General features: G+C 62.9%; 14 protein-coding genes, 2 pseudogenes and 1 riboswitch. Of the genes and pseudogenes, 10 read left to right on the top strand and 6 right to left on the bottom strand.

Going from position 1 to position 13,730, the window contains the following annotated elements:
* The first annotated feature begins 28 nt into the window (after positions 1 to 28).
* The 4 genes and pseudogenes from ccmB to F3Y30_RS02350 all read left to right on the top strand — a co-directional run bounded on the left by ccmB (position 29) and on the right by F3Y30_RS02350 (position 2,272).
* A pseudogene (gene ccmB, locus F3Y30_RS02365) lies at positions 29 to 687 on the top strand (heme exporter protein CcmB).
* A gap of 60 nt (positions 688 to 747) precedes the next feature.
* Positions 748 to 1,512, top strand: a complete 765-nt coding sequence (locus F3Y30_RS02360; RefSeq protein WP_203424981.1) for a heme ABC transporter permease — start codon at positions 748 to 750, stop codon at positions 1,510 to 1,512.
* Positions 1,506 to 1,670 (top strand): heme exporter protein CcmD, encoded by a 165-nt coding sequence (gene ccmD, locus F3Y30_RS02355; RefSeq protein ID WP_203426455.1) that lies wholly within the window; start codon positions 1,506 to 1,508, stop codon positions 1,668 to 1,670. The genes F3Y30_RS02360 and ccmD overlap by 7 nt, the downstream gene beginning before the upstream one ends.
* Positions 1,667 to 2,272 (top strand): DsbE family thiol:disulfide interchange protein, encoded by a 606-nt coding sequence (locus F3Y30_RS02350; RefSeq protein WP_203424980.1) that lies wholly within the window; start codon positions 1,667 to 1,669, stop codon positions 2,270 to 2,272. Before ccmD ends, F3Y30_RS02350 begins: the two co-directional genes overlap by 4 nt.
* Before the next feature lie 10 nt (positions 2,273 to 2,282).
* Here F3Y30_RS02350 and F3Y30_RS02345 read toward each other — a convergent pair whose 3' ends face one another.
* The 5 genes and pseudogenes from F3Y30_RS02345 to F3Y30_RS02325 all read right to left on the bottom strand — a co-directional run bounded on the left by F3Y30_RS02345 (position 2,283) and on the right by F3Y30_RS02325 (position 7,909).
* Complete coding sequence (locus F3Y30_RS02345; protein ID WP_203424979.1) at positions 2,283 to 2,933, bottom strand: septation protein A; 651 nt, start codon at positions 2,931 to 2,933, stop codon at positions 2,283 to 2,285.
* Complete coding sequence (gene ftsY, locus F3Y30_RS02340) at positions 2,930 to 4,525, bottom strand: signal recognition particle-docking protein FtsY (RefSeq protein WP_203424978.1); 1,596 nt, start codon at positions 4,523 to 4,525, stop codon at positions 2,930 to 2,932. The genes F3Y30_RS02345 and ftsY overlap by 4 nt, the downstream gene beginning before the upstream one ends.
* Before the next feature lie 12 nt (positions 4,526 to 4,537).
* The gene (gene mtaB, locus F3Y30_RS02335) at positions 4,538 to 5,815 is read right to left on the bottom strand and encodes a tRNA (N(6)-L-threonylcarbamoyladenosine(37)-C(2))-methylthiotransferase MtaB (protein ID WP_203424977.1); all 1,278 of its coding nucleotides are present in this window, start codon (positions 5,813 to 5,815) and stop codon (positions 4,538 to 4,540) included.
* A pseudogene (dapF, locus tag F3Y30_RS02330) lies at positions 5,812 to 6,719 on the bottom strand (diaminopimelate epimerase). The gene mtaB and the pseudogene dapF overlap by 4 nt, the downstream one beginning before the upstream one ends.
* Positions 6,720 to 6,790: 71 nt before the next feature.
* Complete coding sequence (locus tag F3Y30_RS02325) at positions 6,791 to 7,909, bottom strand: MBL fold metallo-hydrolase (RefSeq protein ID WP_203424976.1); 1,119 nt, start codon at positions 7,907 to 7,909, stop codon at positions 6,791 to 6,793.
* A 366-nt stretch (positions 7,910 to 8,275) separates the two neighbouring features.
* Here F3Y30_RS02325 and ffh point away from each other — a divergent pair, with 366 nt between their 5' ends.
* The 5 genes from ffh (at position 8,276) to trmD (ending at position 11,938) form a co-directional block, all read left to right on the top strand.
* Positions 8,276 to 9,850, top strand: coding sequence for a signal recognition particle protein (gene ffh, locus F3Y30_RS02320; protein ID WP_203424975.1), 1,575 nt, complete (start codon positions 8,276 to 8,278; stop codon positions 9,848 to 9,850).
* A gap of 14 nt (positions 9,851 to 9,864) precedes the next feature.
* Positions 9,865 to 10,185, top strand: a complete 321-nt coding sequence (locus tag F3Y30_RS02315) for a chorismate mutase (RefSeq protein ID WP_203424974.1) — start codon at positions 9,865 to 9,867, stop codon at positions 10,183 to 10,185.
* A gap of 36 nt (positions 10,186 to 10,221) precedes the next feature.
* Entirely contained in the window at positions 10,222 to 10,587 is a 366-nt protein-coding gene (gene rpsP / locus F3Y30_RS02310; RefSeq protein ID WP_203424973.1) for a 30S ribosomal protein S16, read from the top strand.
* Positions 10,588 to 10,670: 83 nt separating this feature from the next.
* Entirely contained in the window at positions 10,671 to 11,240 is a 570-nt protein-coding gene (gene rimM, locus F3Y30_RS02305) for a ribosome maturation factor RimM (RefSeq protein WP_203424972.1), read from the top strand.
* Positions 11,241 to 11,242: 2 nt separating this feature from the next.
* Positions 11,243 to 11,938: a tRNA (guanosine(37)-N1)-methyltransferase TrmD gene (gene trmD / locus F3Y30_RS02300; protein WP_203424971.1), complete on the top strand. Its 696-nt coding sequence runs from the start codon at positions 11,243 to 11,245 to the stop codon at positions 11,936 to 11,938.
* Here the strand turns inward: trmD and F3Y30_RS02295 are convergent.
* Complete coding sequence (locus F3Y30_RS02295; protein ID WP_203424970.1) at positions 11,920 to 12,666, bottom strand: sulfite exporter TauE/SafE family protein; 747 nt, start codon at positions 12,664 to 12,666, stop codon at positions 11,920 to 11,922. The two genes, trmD and F3Y30_RS02295, sit on opposite strands and share 19 nt — an antisense overlap.
* A 307-nt stretch (positions 12,667 to 12,973) precedes the next feature.
* Between F3Y30_RS02295 and rplS the strand changes: the two genes are divergently transcribed.
* Positions 12,974 to 13,492: a 50S ribosomal protein L19 gene (gene rplS / locus F3Y30_RS02290; protein WP_203424969.1), complete on the top strand. Its 519-nt coding sequence runs from the start codon at positions 12,974 to 12,976 to the stop codon at positions 13,490 to 13,492.
* 119 nt (positions 13,493 to 13,611) lie between these two features.
* A riboswitch (SAM riboswitch) is annotated at positions 13,612 to 13,689 on the top strand.
* Positions 13,690 to 13,730 lie beyond the last annotated feature (41 nt).

Here is a 13,730-nt window from a genome sequence, read left to right as displayed (position 1 = left end):
TCCTGTTTCTCTTTCCGGAAATGCCCGTATGACGGCTCTGCTCCTGCGTGATCTCAAGCTTTCCGTTCGTGCCGGCGGCGGGGCAATGATCGGCGTGCTGTTCTTCATGACTGTGGTTGCGGTCATTCCCTTCGGTGTCGGCCCGATCTCAATCTCTTGGCGCGCATCGGGCCCGCCATCCTCTGGATCGGCGCGCTCCTTTCCTCCCTCCTGGGGCTGGACAGGCTTTTCCAGGCGGAACGGGAAGATGGTTCGCTCGATCTGATGCTGATGCACGAGACGCCGCTAGTCGCAACCGTGCTCGTGAAGTGCATGGCCCACTGGATCGCAACCGGTCTGCCGCTGGTGGTCGCCTCTCCCCTTCTTGGCCTCTTCATGAACATGGACGAGGTATCGATCGGAGCGACGGTGCTCACGCTTCTCGTCGGGACACCTGCCATCACCTTCATCGGGGCGGCCGGGGCGGCCGTGGCGGTCGCCTTGCCGAGGGGCGGGCTTCTGGTGTCGGTCATCGTACTGCCCCTTGCGATCCCGGTGCTGATCTTCGGGGTCAGTTCCGTCTATGCCGCGGTGCAGGAACCAGCTCCGTTTATGCCCCCTTTTCTCATTCTGATAGCCATCACCCTCTTCTTTGCAGTCGTAGGGCCGGTGGCGGCCGCGGCTGCACTGCGCGCCTCCAGCGATTGATGTAATGGCGATTGACAGGAGTCAATTGCAGCGGGGCCCGTGAAACGCTAAAGAGCAAGCATGAACGAAAAAAGCCTTGCCATCCGCAAGTTCAGCGATCTTGCCAACCCGACGCGGTTCCTGGCGATCACGGCCGCCGTCTGGCCGTGGATGGCGGCGCTCAGTGCCGCGTGTCTTGTGGTGGGGCTCTGTCTCGCATTCACCACGGAAGGCGACTACCAGCAGGGTGAGACGGTGCGGATCATGTATGTCCATGTGCCGGCGGCCTGGCTTTCCATGATGTGCTACACTGTCATGGCCGTTTCGGCACTCGGCACTCTGGTCTGGCGGCATCCGCTTGCCGACGTTTCGGCCAAGGCGGCCGCGCCGATCGGTGCCAGCTTCACGCTGCTTGCACTCATCACAGGGTCGCTTTGGGGCAAACCCATGTGGGGCACCTGGTGGGTGTGGGACGCTAGGCTGACCTCCGTTTTCGTCCTTTTCCTGATGTATCTGGGCCTGATAGCCCTCAACCGGGCGATGGACGACCCGACGCGCGCCGCCAAGGTGAGTGCCATTCTCATCCTCGTCGGCTTCGTGAATATTCCGATCATCAAGTTTTCGGTCGAGTGGTGGAATACGCTGCATCAACCCGCCAGCGTGATCCGGCTCGACGGGCCGACGATCGACCCGGAGTTCCTGTGGCCTCTGCTCATGATGGCCGTCGCCTTCACACTGATCTTTTTCACGCTGCATGTGCTTGCAATGAGGAACGAGATCCTTCGCCGCCGCGTCGCAACGCTCCGTCGCCAGGCGGCCCGGAGTGCGGGAGGCGCAAGATCGTGAGTCATTTCTTCTATGTCGCTGCGTCCTACGGAGCTGCCCTCGTCATCGTCTCAGGTCTTGTCCTTTGGGTGGCGATCGATGGTGTCGGGCGCAAGAAGGATCTGAAGGTCCTCGAAGACGCCGGCATAAGGCGGCGCTCCGCGGGAGAAGCCAAGTGAGTCTTCCAGCAGAACAGCGGACAGGCGGGGGCAGGCTGCGTTTCCTGCTCGCCTTGCTGCCATTGATCGTGTTCGCCGCGCTGGCGGTGATCTTCTGGGGGCAGCTCCGGTCCGGTCGTGACGTTTCTGAAATTCCCTCTGCCCTGATCGGCACGAAGGCGCCTTTCAGGGAGCTTGATCCACTGGCCGGTGCGACGCGCAACGGCGAGCCGCTCCCGGCGTTGAATGCAGCTGCGGTCAAGGGCAAGCTCACGCTCGTCAACTTCTGGGCGTCCTGGTGCGTGCCCTGCCGCCAGGAGCACCCGCTCATTCTCGAGCTTTCAAAAGACCCGCGATTGACTGTGGTCGGTGTGAACTACAAGGACGGAAACGAGAATGCCCTGCGTTTCCTCGGGGAGCTTGGCAATCCCTTCGCCGCCGTCGGTCTCGATCCCAACGGCAAGATGGCGATCGACTGGGGCGTCTACGGAATTCCGGAGTCCTACCTTGTCGGACCGGACGGCACGATCCTCTACAAGAAGGTCGGCCCCTTCGACGAGAAGAGCCTGAAAGAAGGTCTCTTCCCGGCAATCGAAAAGGCTGTTGCCGCTTCCGGCACCTGAGCCGCGGGCGTTACGGGGTCTTGCCTTCCTCCGGTGTCTCGACCGAATACTTCATGATCAGCGGCATCTGCAGCAGCGTGAAGAGAATGGTGATCGGCATCGTGCCCCAGACCTTGAAGGCCACCCAGAAATCGGTCGAAAAGCCGCGCCAGACGATTTCGTTGAGAATGGCGAGGAAAATAAAGAACACGCCCCAGCGCAGCGTCAGCTTGCGCCACCCCTCGGCCGTCAGGTTGAAGGCGGCATTGAAGACGTAGCCGAGCAGGGACTTTCCGAAAAAGAGCCCGCCGAGCAGGATCACTCCGAAGAGCGTGTTGACGATCGTCGGCTTCATCTTGATGAAGGTATCGTTCTGGAGCCAGAGCGTCAGCGCGCCGAATATGAAGACGACGATGCCGGAAATCAGCGGCATCATGGGCAGGGTCCGCGTCAGAAGCCAGGACACGAGGAGTGCTGCAGCGGTCGCCGCCATGAAGAGGCCGGTGGCAATGAAGATCGGACCGCCGAGTTCCCCCAGCATCGGGAGTTTGGCCGCCAGCCATTCGCCACGCGAATTGGCAAAGAAGAAGACGACCAGCGGACCGAGCTCGAGCACCAGTTTCAGCAAGGGGCTGATCGGTGGGCCGGCATTTCCTTCCTTCTCAAGCAACTGCGTGCTCATTCCTCAACTCCTGCGATCGCCTGCGCGAAATCCTTGGCCTCGAAGGGCTCCAGATCATCGATGCCTTCGCCGACACCGATGAAGTAAACCGGCAACTTGTGTTTGGCGGCGATCGCCACCAGGATGCCGCCGCGTGCCGTACCGTCCAATTTTGTCATGATAAGGCCGCTTACTCCCGCGACATTGCGAAAAATCTCGACCTGGTTCATCGCGTTCTGGCCGGTCGTCGCGTCCAGCGTCTGGAGCACCGTATGGGGCGCGTCCGGATCGAGCTTTCCGAGCACACGGACGATCTTCTCCAGCTCCGCCATCAGCTCCGACTTGTTCTGGAGGCGGCCGGCGGTGTCGATGATCAGCACGTCGCTCTTCTTGAGCTTGGCCTGCTCATAGGCCTCGTAGGCCAGCCCCGCGGCGTCCGCGCCGAGCTTGGAGGAGACGATGTCCGAACCCGTCCGCTCCGCCCAGATCTTCAGCTGCTCGATTGCCGCGGCGCGGAAGGTGTCGCCTGCGGCCATCATGACCTTCAGCCCGGCTCCGGAGAGCTTGGCTGCGAGCTTGCCTATCGTCGTCGTCTTGCCGGTTCCGTTGACCCCGACGACAAGGATGACGTGCGGCTTGTGCGAGAGATCAAGTTCGAGCGGCTTGGCAACCGGCTCGAGAACCTTCGTTATTTCGCCCGCCATGATGCGGGAGACATCTCCGCCGGTCACGTCCTTGCCGTAGCGTTCGGATGCGAGAGTATCGGTGATCCGCAGAGCGGTCTCGACACCGAGATCCGCCTGGATGAGCAGATCCTCGAGGTCCTGCAGGGTCGCGTCGTCGAGCTTGCGCTTCGTGAAAAGGCTGGCGATCTGCCCGGTGAGGTGGGAGGACGTCCGCGAAAGACCGTCGCGCAGGCGCTGGAACCAGCTTCGCTTTACGACCGGCGCCGGCGCGCTCTCGACGGGGCGATCGGTTGCGGTGCTGAAACCCTTGGGGAGTGCAACGGGCGTCTCCGGTTGCGCCACGGCTTCGGCTGCGTCCGCCTGCTCTTCCTCGATCTCCGTAACCGCGGCGCTCTCCACGGGCGCGTCGTCGACGGTTTCGGATCCACTCTCACCGAGGGAGGCATCGCTCGCGCCGTCGTCGACCTGAGAAAGGCTCTCCTTCGCCTCGGACTCCTGCACATGCAGCTCGGTTACGTCATAAGGAGGCTCACGCAGGGAGGTCATGTCCTCCGGGGATTCCTCATCGGAAAGGTCCTCGGAAAGCTCCTCCGGTTTCACCGGAACGGACTTGTCCGCTCCTTCGACATCTGCCTCGCCGGCCAACCGCTCTTCTGCAGGCGCGAGGTGATGATCATGCGGCAGCGGATAGATATCGACCTCGACATCGGCCGACAGTCTCTCGGGGTCAGGATTGATGGCTTCCGCCTCGTCGAGGAGTTCGTCCCGTTCGACAAGCGCTGCCGCTTCTTCAGGCGGGAGCGCCCCGACTGCATCGACTAGAGGTTCCGTCGTCGTATCCGCCACATCCGGTACGTGCCGGTCGTCGCTCGCGGCTGCGGTGTCCTTGCCGAACGTGAAGATCTTCTTGATGAAGCCGAGGGCCATAAATGAATTCCGCTAGTTGCGAAGCGAGGCGGGCTCGGCCCGCATGGTCAGGTGCTTGCCATTGTGGCCGGTGATGACGACCGGCACAAGGTCGCGCGGGTTCAGCCCGGTCGCGTCGACAAGCGTGAAGTTTTCCGTATGCGCAAGGCCGTTGTTCTCGACGAGTATGGTCTGTTGGCTGCCGGCCATCCGCTCCAAGTGGTCGAGATGCAGGCGCTGGCCGATCCGGCGCAGCCGTGACGCACGATCCTTGACCAATGCGCGATCCACCTGCGGCATGCGTGCGGCCGGCGTGCCCGGCCGCGGGCTGTAGGGGAAAACGTGCAGATGCGCAATGCCGCACTCCTCCGCAAGGCTCGCCGCATTGGCGAACATTTCCTCTGTTTCCGTCGGGAACCCGGCGATCATGTCGGCACCGAAGCTCACGTCCGGCCTGAGGTGCCGCACCTTACGACAAAATGCTATCGCATCGGTACGCCCATGGCGGCGCTTCATCCGCTTGAGGATCAGGTCGTCGCCGTGCTGCAGCGACAGATGCAGGTGAGGCATGAAACGCGGCTCTTCGGCGATCAGGCCCCAGAGATGGCGGTCCGCCTCGATACTGTCGATGGAGGAAAGGCGCAGCCGCTGGATTTCCGGCACCTGCTTCAGAAGCGCCTTCGCCAGCAGGCCCAAAGTCGGGTGGCCCGGAAGGTCGGCGCCGTAGCTGGTCGCGTCAACGCCGGTGAGCACGATCTCCCGATAGCCGCTCTCCGCCAGCCGGCGCGCCTGATCGACGACCGCGCCCATCGGCACGGACCGGGAATTGCCGCGGCCATACGGGATGATGCAGAAGGTGCAGCGATGATCGCAGCCATTCTGCACCTGGATGAACGCCCGAACGTGCCCGTCGATCAGTTTCACCATCTGCGGTGCCGTCTCGGTCACGCTCATGATGTCGTTGACCCTGAGCTTTTCTTCCGCCGCGACACCGAAATCCGGAAGAGAACGATAGGAGGCGCTCTTCAGCTTTTCCTCGTTGCCGAGGACTGCATCGACCTCAGCCATCTCGGCGAACGCATGCTTTTCCGTCTGGGCCGCACAGCCGGTGACGATTATCCGGGCATGCGGATTGTCGCGCCGTGCCCGGCGGATCGCCTGGCGCGCCTGGCGCACGGCCTCACTGGTGACCGCGCAGGTGTTGACGAGAACGGCGTTGTTCAAGCCCGCCTTCTCAGCCTCGCTTCGCATCACTTCCGATTCGTAGGTATTGAGGCGGCAGCCGAAGGTTATGACCTCGACGCCGCTCAAAGTGCGCGCGCTCCGTCGTCGCCGGCATCGCGAAGAAAGCGTCCGGTCGCGGGATCGACCGTGCCGGACCATTCCCACTCTGCGGGGCCGGTCATGACGACGTGGTCATCGGACTGCCGCCACTCGATGGTCAGCACGCCGGGGGGAAGGGCGGAGGCGACGTTGACGGTGACTGTGCGCCCTGTGCGCCCTGTGCGCGCCGCGCTCACGGCGGCGGCACAGGCTGCCGACCCGCATGCGAGCGTCAATCCAGCCCGCGCTCCCAGGTCCGCGTCGTCATCGAGGAACGCGAAGTCACCTGGGCGAGCGTGATGTTGGCACGCTCGGGGAACATCGGGTGATTTTCGAGAAGCGGGCCGAAGCGGCCGAGGTCGTAGGACATCACGTCCCGGTCGACCCAGAAGATCGCATGGGGATTTCCCATCGAGGCAACGGACGGCGAATGCAGAATGGGGTTGTCGATCGGTCCGATCTGAAGCTCGATCCGCCTGGTGTCGGCGAATTCCTCAGCAAGCGGAATCTTGTCCCAATCGAAAAGCGGCGTGCCCATGTCGACCGAAATCGTGCCGTCGGCATGTTCCTCGGCATTGAGAATTCCCGCAACGGTCTGGAAGGTGAAGACCTTTCTCCCGGTGTCAGCGGCGAGCGCCTGCACGACGCATCGGGTGCCGTTGCCACAAGCCTGCGCCTTGGATCCGTCGGAGTTCAGAATGTCGATCCAGGCGTCCGTTCCCTCGGCCTTCGGATCATGGATCGCCATGATCTGGTCGAACTGGGTGGCCGGATCCGCGTTAAGCGCGATCGCGGCGGCAGGCGTCACCGCATCCACGCGGCCGCGCATATCCACGACGAGGATCTTATTCCCCAGCCCGTTCATGCGGGCGAACTGAACTTCGGTAGTCATCTGGCAATCCGGATAGGGTAGCGGGGGCGGTCCCGCCCACTTGCGATGTATATGGCGGAAATGCCCGGGAATTACCAGTGGGCGGCGGCCCCATCTTCCTCCGAGCCTTCATGCGCAGGCGTCTCGGCCGGAGGTCCTTCTCCGGAGTGCATCGCCGGTGCCTGGCTACCCGTCGAGTACCACTGGACGTCCGGCACATCGAACACTTCCCCGGGCTGCAGCGGACGAAAGCGCGCCCTGTCGATTTCCGCAGTCTCGAGGGCCTCATTCAGCGCCGCAACCGGTTCGTCGATTGCCTCGTCCGTCAGCTGGAACGTTCCCCAGTGATGGCCCGCAACATGATCCGCCCCGCAGAGGCGCATGCCCTCGACCGCCTCTGCCGGATTCTGATGCTGGCCGCTCATGAACCAGCGGGGCTCATAGGCCCCGAAAGGAAGGTTGGCCAGACGAAACGGCCCGTGTCTGGCACTGACGGCGCGATAGTTGTGTCCCTCATGGAAGCCCGTATCGCCGATATGGTAGATCTTACCGGCCGGTGTCGATATGACGAAGGCGGCCCACAGCGCCATGCGACGGTCGCGTGTCCCGCGGGCAGACCAGTGGTGGCAAGGCTCGGTATGGACGAAGACGTCCTGCGAGATTTCGGTCGTGTTACCCCAGTCCGTGGCGGTGACGTCCGCGGCCGGAATGGCGCGCCGGATGATCCGGTCATTGCCGAGCGGCGTGATGATCATCGGCGCGTGCTCGGCCGAAAGTCTCCCAAGGGTGGCGAGATCCATATGGTCGTAGTGGTTGTGGGTGACGAGCACGAGATCGATGTCGGGCAGGTCGGCAAAGTCAATGCCGGGTGCGTTGATCCGCTTCGGTCCGGCGAAGGAGAAGGGGCTCACGCGCTCCGACCAAACGGGATCCGTCAGGATGTTGAGCCCGGCGACCTGGATCAGCAGGGTTGCATGCCCGACCATGGTGACCCGGAGATCGCTTCCGTCAATTCGTCCTTCCGGTCTTGCGGCGACGAAGGGGCTCGCGCGGTGCCTTGGCCAGGCCGACCTGCCGCCGCCGAACTGCCAGCGCATGAGATCACGAAACCCGGCCGGCTTCACGCCACCCGGATTGAAGAAGTGTGTCCCGTCGAAGTGGTCGCTGACCGGCCCTTCGTAGTAGGGATTGTTCACTTTTCTCCGTGCCATCTGATCCGACTGCTTTCCTGCCTCTTCCAGAGCCGCCGCAGCCCTAAGGCCAGAAGTAGGAATTTCGGTGGCATATGGCCAGTACCGGCGCGGGCGGGCGGGGATATCATAAGAGCTGCAGGCCGCAGATGACGAAAATGCCCGCCGTTCTTGACTTTCCGGCCGGTTTCCTGTTTATGCCGCCCATCTGCGACAAGTAACAGAACTTGAAGCCGCCGACCGGGACCCGAGAAGGTATAAAGAGATCCCGGAGGTCAACACCCGACAGCGCGATGCGCCCTCGGGTGCTTTTTGACTTTGCGTCTTGTTTTTTGTCGCTGGTGCACCGACGTTTTCGCTCAACGCGGAAACAAAAAGGAAGAAGCAATGTTCGAAACACTTCAGGACCGCCTTGGCGCCATTTTGAATGGCCTGACAGGCCGCGGTGCGCTCTCCGAGGCAGACGTCTCGGCGGCGTTGCGCGAGGTCCGTCGCGCATTGCTGGAAGCTGACGTTGCGCTGGAAGTCGTCCGCTCCTTTACCGAAGCGGTACGGGAAAAGGCGGTTGGTGCCGAAATCCTGAAGTCGATCAAGCCCGGCCAGATGGTCGTGAAGATCGTGCATGATGAACTTATCGCCATGCTCGGGTCGGAGGGTGTGTCGATCGACCTCAATGCGCCCGCGCCGGTCGTCGTCATGATGGTCGGTCTGCAGGGTTCGGGTAAGACGACCACCACGGGCAAGATCGCCAGCCGGCTGACGACGCGCGACAAGAAGAAGGTCCTGATGGCCTCGCTCGATACGCGCAGGCCCGCAGCACAGGAACAGCTCCGCCAACTCGGGGTCCAGACGGGCGTCGACACGCTGCCGATTATTGCCGGACAGTCCCCCACCGATATCGCCGCGCGCGCCGTACAGGCCGCCAAGCTTGGCGGGCATGATGTCGTCATCCTCGATACCGCCGGCCGCACCCACATCGACGAGCCGCTGATGATCGAGATGGCGGAGATCAAGCGGAAGTCCAATCCGCATGAGATCCTGCTCGTCGCCGACGCGCTGACCGGTCAGGATGCCGTCAATCTCGCTCGCAACTTCGACGATCGCGTCGGCATCACAGGCCTCGTGCTGACCCGTATGGACGGCGACGGCCGCGGCGGTGCGGCGCTCTCGATGCGCGCCGTCACCGGCAAGCCGATCAAGCTGATCGGCGTTGGCGAAAGGATGGGCGAGCTGGAGGAATTCCATCCCCGCCGCGTCGCCGACCGCATCCTCGGCATGGGCGACATCGTCTCGCTCGTCGAGAAGGCAGCAGAGAACATCGACGCCGAAAAGGCGGCCGCTATGGCCGCCAAGATGGCCAAGGGCAAGTTCGACCTCAACGACCTCGCCGACCAGCTGCGCCAGATGCAGAAGATGGGCGGCATGGGCGGCATCATGGGCCTTATGCCCGGCATGTCGGGAATGAAGGACAAGATGGCCGCTGCCGGCCTCGACGACAAGATGTTCGGTCGCCAGATCGCCATCATCTCGTCGATGACGAAGGCCGAGCGCGCCAACCCCGACCTGCTCAAGCATTCACGCAAGAAGCGTATCGCCGCCGGTTCAGGCACCGATGCCGCAGACATCAACAAGCTTCTCAAGATGCATCGGCAGATGGCCGACATGATGAAGATGATGGGCGGCAAGGGCAAAGGCGGCCTGATGAAGCAGATGATGGGCGGTCTCGCCGGCAAGATGGGGCTTGGCGGCCTCGGCGGCGGAATGGGAGGCATGCCCGATCTGTCGAAACTCGACCCCAAGCAGCTCGAAGCCCTGCAGAAGCAGGCTGAAGCCGCGGGTCTCGGAAAGCCGGGTGGCATGCCTGGCCTAGGCGGCGGCGGTTTGCCCGGCCTTGGCGGAGCGAAGCTGCCGGGACTTGGCGGCGGGTTCCCGGGGCTTCCCGGCCTGCCGAAGAAGAAGTGAGGACAAAGCGTAGCATGATCGATCCAGAGGTCCGAAAGCAACTGGCGGCTTATCGCCAGTCGATCGACAACATCGATGCAGCGCTCGTTCACATGCTGGCAGAGCGCTTCCGCTGTACCCAGGCGGTCGGTGTTCTGAAAGCAACCCATGAATTGCCGCCGGCGGACCCGACGCGCGAGGAATACCAGATCGAACGCCTTCGCCGGTTGGCGAATGATGCCAATCTGGATCCGGATTTCGCGGAGAAGTTCCTGAACTTCATCATCCGCGAGGTGATCCGGCATCATGAAGCAATTGCCGCCGATTTCAGCGGCACGAACCAGCATACCGTTTGAAAGAAGCGGTCAGTTATATCCCGAAGGAGAAATGAAATGTCCCTGAAGATCCGTCTTGCCCGTGGTGGTTCCAAGAAGCGCCCGTACTACCAGATCGTTGTTGCCGATGCCCGTTCGCCGCGCGACGGCCGCTTCCTCGAGAAGGTCGGCTCCTGGAACCCGATGCTCGCCAAGGACGATGCAAAGCGCGTCGAGCTGAACGCCGAGCGCATCTCCGAGTGGCTCGCCAAGGGCGCGCTGCCGACCGATCGCGTTCTTCGCTTCCTGAACGAAGCCGGCATTGCAAAGCGTGACACTCGCAACAACCCGGAAAAGGGCAAGCCCGGCAAGAAGGCTCTTGAGCGTATCGCCGAGAAGAAGCAGAAGGAAGAAGACGCCGCTGCTGCCGCTGCCGCCGAATAAGTTCGGCGGACGGACCGGTTCTAAGCGGGCGGCGTTTTCGATGCCGCCCGTTTTCGTTTGAGGAAATTCCGGAACGTCATGAGATGACCAAACTCGAGAATCCCGTCCTCATGGGGACGATCGGCGGCGCACAAGGTTTGCGCGGCGAAGTTCGCGTGAAATCCTTCACGATTGATCCCGTTTCGCTCGGCGACTACGGCAATCTCCACAGCGAAGACGGCCGGGTCTTCGAAGTGCTCGAGATTCGGGAAGCGAAAAACATGGTCGTGGTGCGGTTTCGCGGCATCAACGACAGGACGACCGCCGAGGCCCTCAACGGTCTCGATCTCTTCATCGAGCGCGACAACCTGCCGGACGAGGAGCTGGACGACGACGAGTTCTTCTATGCCGACCTGGAAGGCCTCGAAGCCGTCGACGTGACGGGGCGCAGTCATGGTACGGTGACCGGGATCTTTGATTTCGGCGCAGGCGACCTGCTCGAGCTGAAGGGACCCGGAAAACGCCCCGTACTCATCCCCTTTTCCGAAGCGGCCGTGATCGAGATCGATCTCGAAGGCGGCAAGCTGTTGATCGATCCGATCGCGGCGGGCCTCGAAGACGATGACGAAGAAGGACCCGGCAGCCGTCGCCGCCGGCCACAGGATGAGGAATAGGCGTGAGCTTCCGCGCGTCCGTTCTCACGCTCTATCCGGAAATGTTTCCCGGCCACCTCGGCCTGTCGCTCTCGGGCAAGGCACTTGCGCGCGGCGACTGGTCGTTAGAGACCGTCCAGATCCGTGACTTCGCCACCGATCGTCACCGGACCGTCGACGACACGCCCGCAGGCGGCGGTGCAGGCATGGTCCTGAAACCGGACGTGCTTGCACGCGCCATAGACCATGCCTCTGCAGGCGACGACAGGCCGCGCCTGCTGATGAGCCCGCGGGGGAAACCGCTCACCCAGCAGCGTGTGCGCGAACTTGCTGCCTGCAATGGTGCGATCATCGTCTGCGGACGGTTCGAGGGGATCGACCAGCGCGTCATCGACGCGCGCGGGCTGGAAGAGGTCTCGATCGGAGACTACATCCTATCCGGCGGCGAACCGGCCGCCATGGTTCTGCTCGACGCAATCGTGCGCATCCTTCCCGGCGTGATGGGCAACGAGCTTTCCGGCGTCCATGAAAGCTTCGAGGACGGGTTGCTCGAGCATCCGCACTATACGCGCCCGCAGAACTGGGAAGGTCGCGACATCCCACCGGTGCTGACGTCCGGCAATCATCGCGAGATCGAGAAGTGGCGGCTCGCGGAGGCGCGGCGGCTTACCGCGGAGCGCCGGCCCGACCTTCTTTCCGATCAGCCGGTCACGAAATAGTAGACCGTCAGCGCCAGCCCCACCATGACGACGAGGGCGCGTATGACCGGCTGGGGCACCCGCCTCGCCGCCCACACCCCGGAATAGCCGCCGAGCGCGCCCCCGGGGATCATCACCGCAGCCTGGGGCCACCCGACGACGTTGCCGCTGGCAAAGACGACGATCGCAACGGCCGCGATCACCATGGCGAGGAAGTTCTTCAGCGCATTGAGCCGGTGATAGTCGCCACCTTTCGACAGGCCGAGGACGGCCAGCATCATGATGCCCATGCCCGCGCCGAAAAACCCGCCGTAGATCGAGGTGGCGAACTGGCCGACGAGGCCGAACAGCCCTACGGGCTTGTCGATGAAGGTGGCCCGTGGACGGAGCAGCGGTCCCGCAGCGAAGATCGCCGTCGCGGCAAGCAGCAGCCATGGCACCATGGCGCGGAACGAAGGATTGGAGAGCGACAGTAGAATCAGTGCGCCGGCCAGTCCGCCGACGAGCGACAGTCCGCCAAGGAGGAGCGCTTCTCGCCAATCCGCACGGATCTCGCGCGAGTAGGCCAGGGCCGACGTGACATAGCCGGGAAACTGGGTGATGGACGAGGTGGCGTTGGCGACGATCGGCGGCAGGCCTGTCACGGTCATCGCGCCGAAGGTAAGGAACGTGCCGCCGCCGGCGATCGCGTTCACCGTTCCCGACAGAAACCCGGCCGCAAAAAGCAAAAGAATGTCGGCAATCGACATGAAACCTCCCTGGCCGACAACGTTAAGCGGCTGCCGGTCCTCCCGTAGGCCAGATAGCCTCCGGTGACGAGGCGGGCAAGCCCCGGAAGGTCGGCAATCGCGCGGAGAAAAGCGGCAGCGAGGGGATGACAAACCGGTTCGATTGGTGTATTGGCCCATCCGGATTTGGGATCTTCCCGCCGACTAGCAAGCAAAGAATGGTGAATCCGCTCCCGTTCCGAAGGGGACGTAAACCTCGAGGCCGAGGCCGAAAGGTGACTGTCGAGCGCTCTGGCTGTTTCAGAAGAACGAGAAAAGGTATTTACCGATGAACATCATCCAGCAGCTCGAGGCCGAACAGGCCGCCAAGATTGCCGCCAAGCGCACCCTTCCGGAATTCTCGCCGGGCGACACGCTGCGCGTCAACGTCCGCGTGACGGAAGGCAGCCGTACCCGCGTGCAGGCCTATGAAGGCGTTTGCATCGCCCGCTCCGGCAGCGGCCTCAACGAGAGCTTCACCGTCCGCAAGATTTCCTACGGCGAAGGCGTCGAGCGCGTATTCCCGGTTTACTCCCCGCTCGTCGAAGGCGTTGAAGTCGTTCGCCGCGGTAAGGTTCGCCGCGCCAAGCTCTACTACCTGCGCGACCGTCGCGGTAAGTCGGCTCGTATCGTCGAGAACACCGGCACGCGCGCCCGCAAGCTGAACGATGCCGAGCGCCAGGCCATTGCCGAGGAAAAGGCACGCCTTGAGGCCGAAAAGGTCGCAGCAGCTCAGGCTCTCGTCGCTGAAAAGGCAGCAGCAGACGCTGCCGAAGCCGCAAAGGCTGCAGAAGCAGCTGCCGAATAAGCAGCGCGCAGCGATTGCCACGAAATGCGGCCGCCGGCAAAACCGGCGGCCTTTTCGTTTCCGGCCTGTCACATGCCTTTGCAGCGCAAGATTGATTTTCGCCGGTTCCGGCGCTATCTAAGAAACCCTGTGGTGATTTGGCCGGCCGGCTTGCAGCCACGTTAAACAAGTCGCTAAAGGGCCGCTGGGAGGGTGCCTTCCGTGGACCGGTCGCGATTTCATCGCCGCCGGTTTTTTG

The sequence above is a fragment of the Sinorhizobium sp. BG8 genome (genome assembly GCF_016864555.1).
Taxonomy (GTDB): domain Bacteria; phylum Pseudomonadota; class Alphaproteobacteria; order Rhizobiales; family Rhizobiaceae; genus BG8.
This window is presented reverse-complemented; position numbering and strand designations above follow the sequence as displayed.

Coding starts and splice junctions, on each gene's coding strand:
- F3Y30_RS02360 (WP_203424981.1), top strand. CDS start 748: ATGAACGAAAAAAGCCTTGCCATCCGCAAGTTCAGCGATCTTGCCAAC.
- F3Y30_RS02345 (WP_203424979.1), bottom strand. CDS start 2,933: ATGAGCACGCAGTTGCTTGAGAAGGAAGGAAATGCCGGCCCACCGATC.
- ftsY (WP_203424978.1), bottom strand. CDS start 4,525: ATGGCCCTCGGCTTCATCAAGAAGATCTTCACGTTCGGCAAGGACACC.
- F3Y30_RS02325 (WP_203424976.1), bottom strand. CDS start 7,909: ATGGCACGGAGAAAAGTGAACAATCCCTACTACGAAGGGCCGGTCAGC.
- ffh (WP_203424975.1), top strand. CDS start 8,276: ATGTTCGAAACACTTCAGGACCGCCTTGGCGCCATTTTGAATGGCCTG.
- F3Y30_RS02315 (WP_203424974.1), top strand. CDS start 9,865: ATGATCGATCCAGAGGTCCGAAAGCAACTGGCGGCTTATCGCCAGTCG.
- rpsP (WP_203424973.1), top strand. CDS start 10,222: ATGTCCCTGAAGATCCGTCTTGCCCGTGGTGGTTCCAAGAAGCGCCCG.
- rimM (WP_203424972.1), top strand. CDS start 10,671: ATGACCAAACTCGAGAATCCCGTCCTCATGGGGACGATCGGCGGCGCA.
- F3Y30_RS02295 (WP_203424970.1), bottom strand. CDS start 12,666: ATGTCGATTGCCGACATTCTTTTGCTTTTTGCGGCCGGGTTTCTGTCG.
- rplS (WP_203424969.1), top strand. CDS start 12,974: ATGAACATCATCCAGCAGCTCGAGGCCGAACAGGCCGCCAAGATTGCC.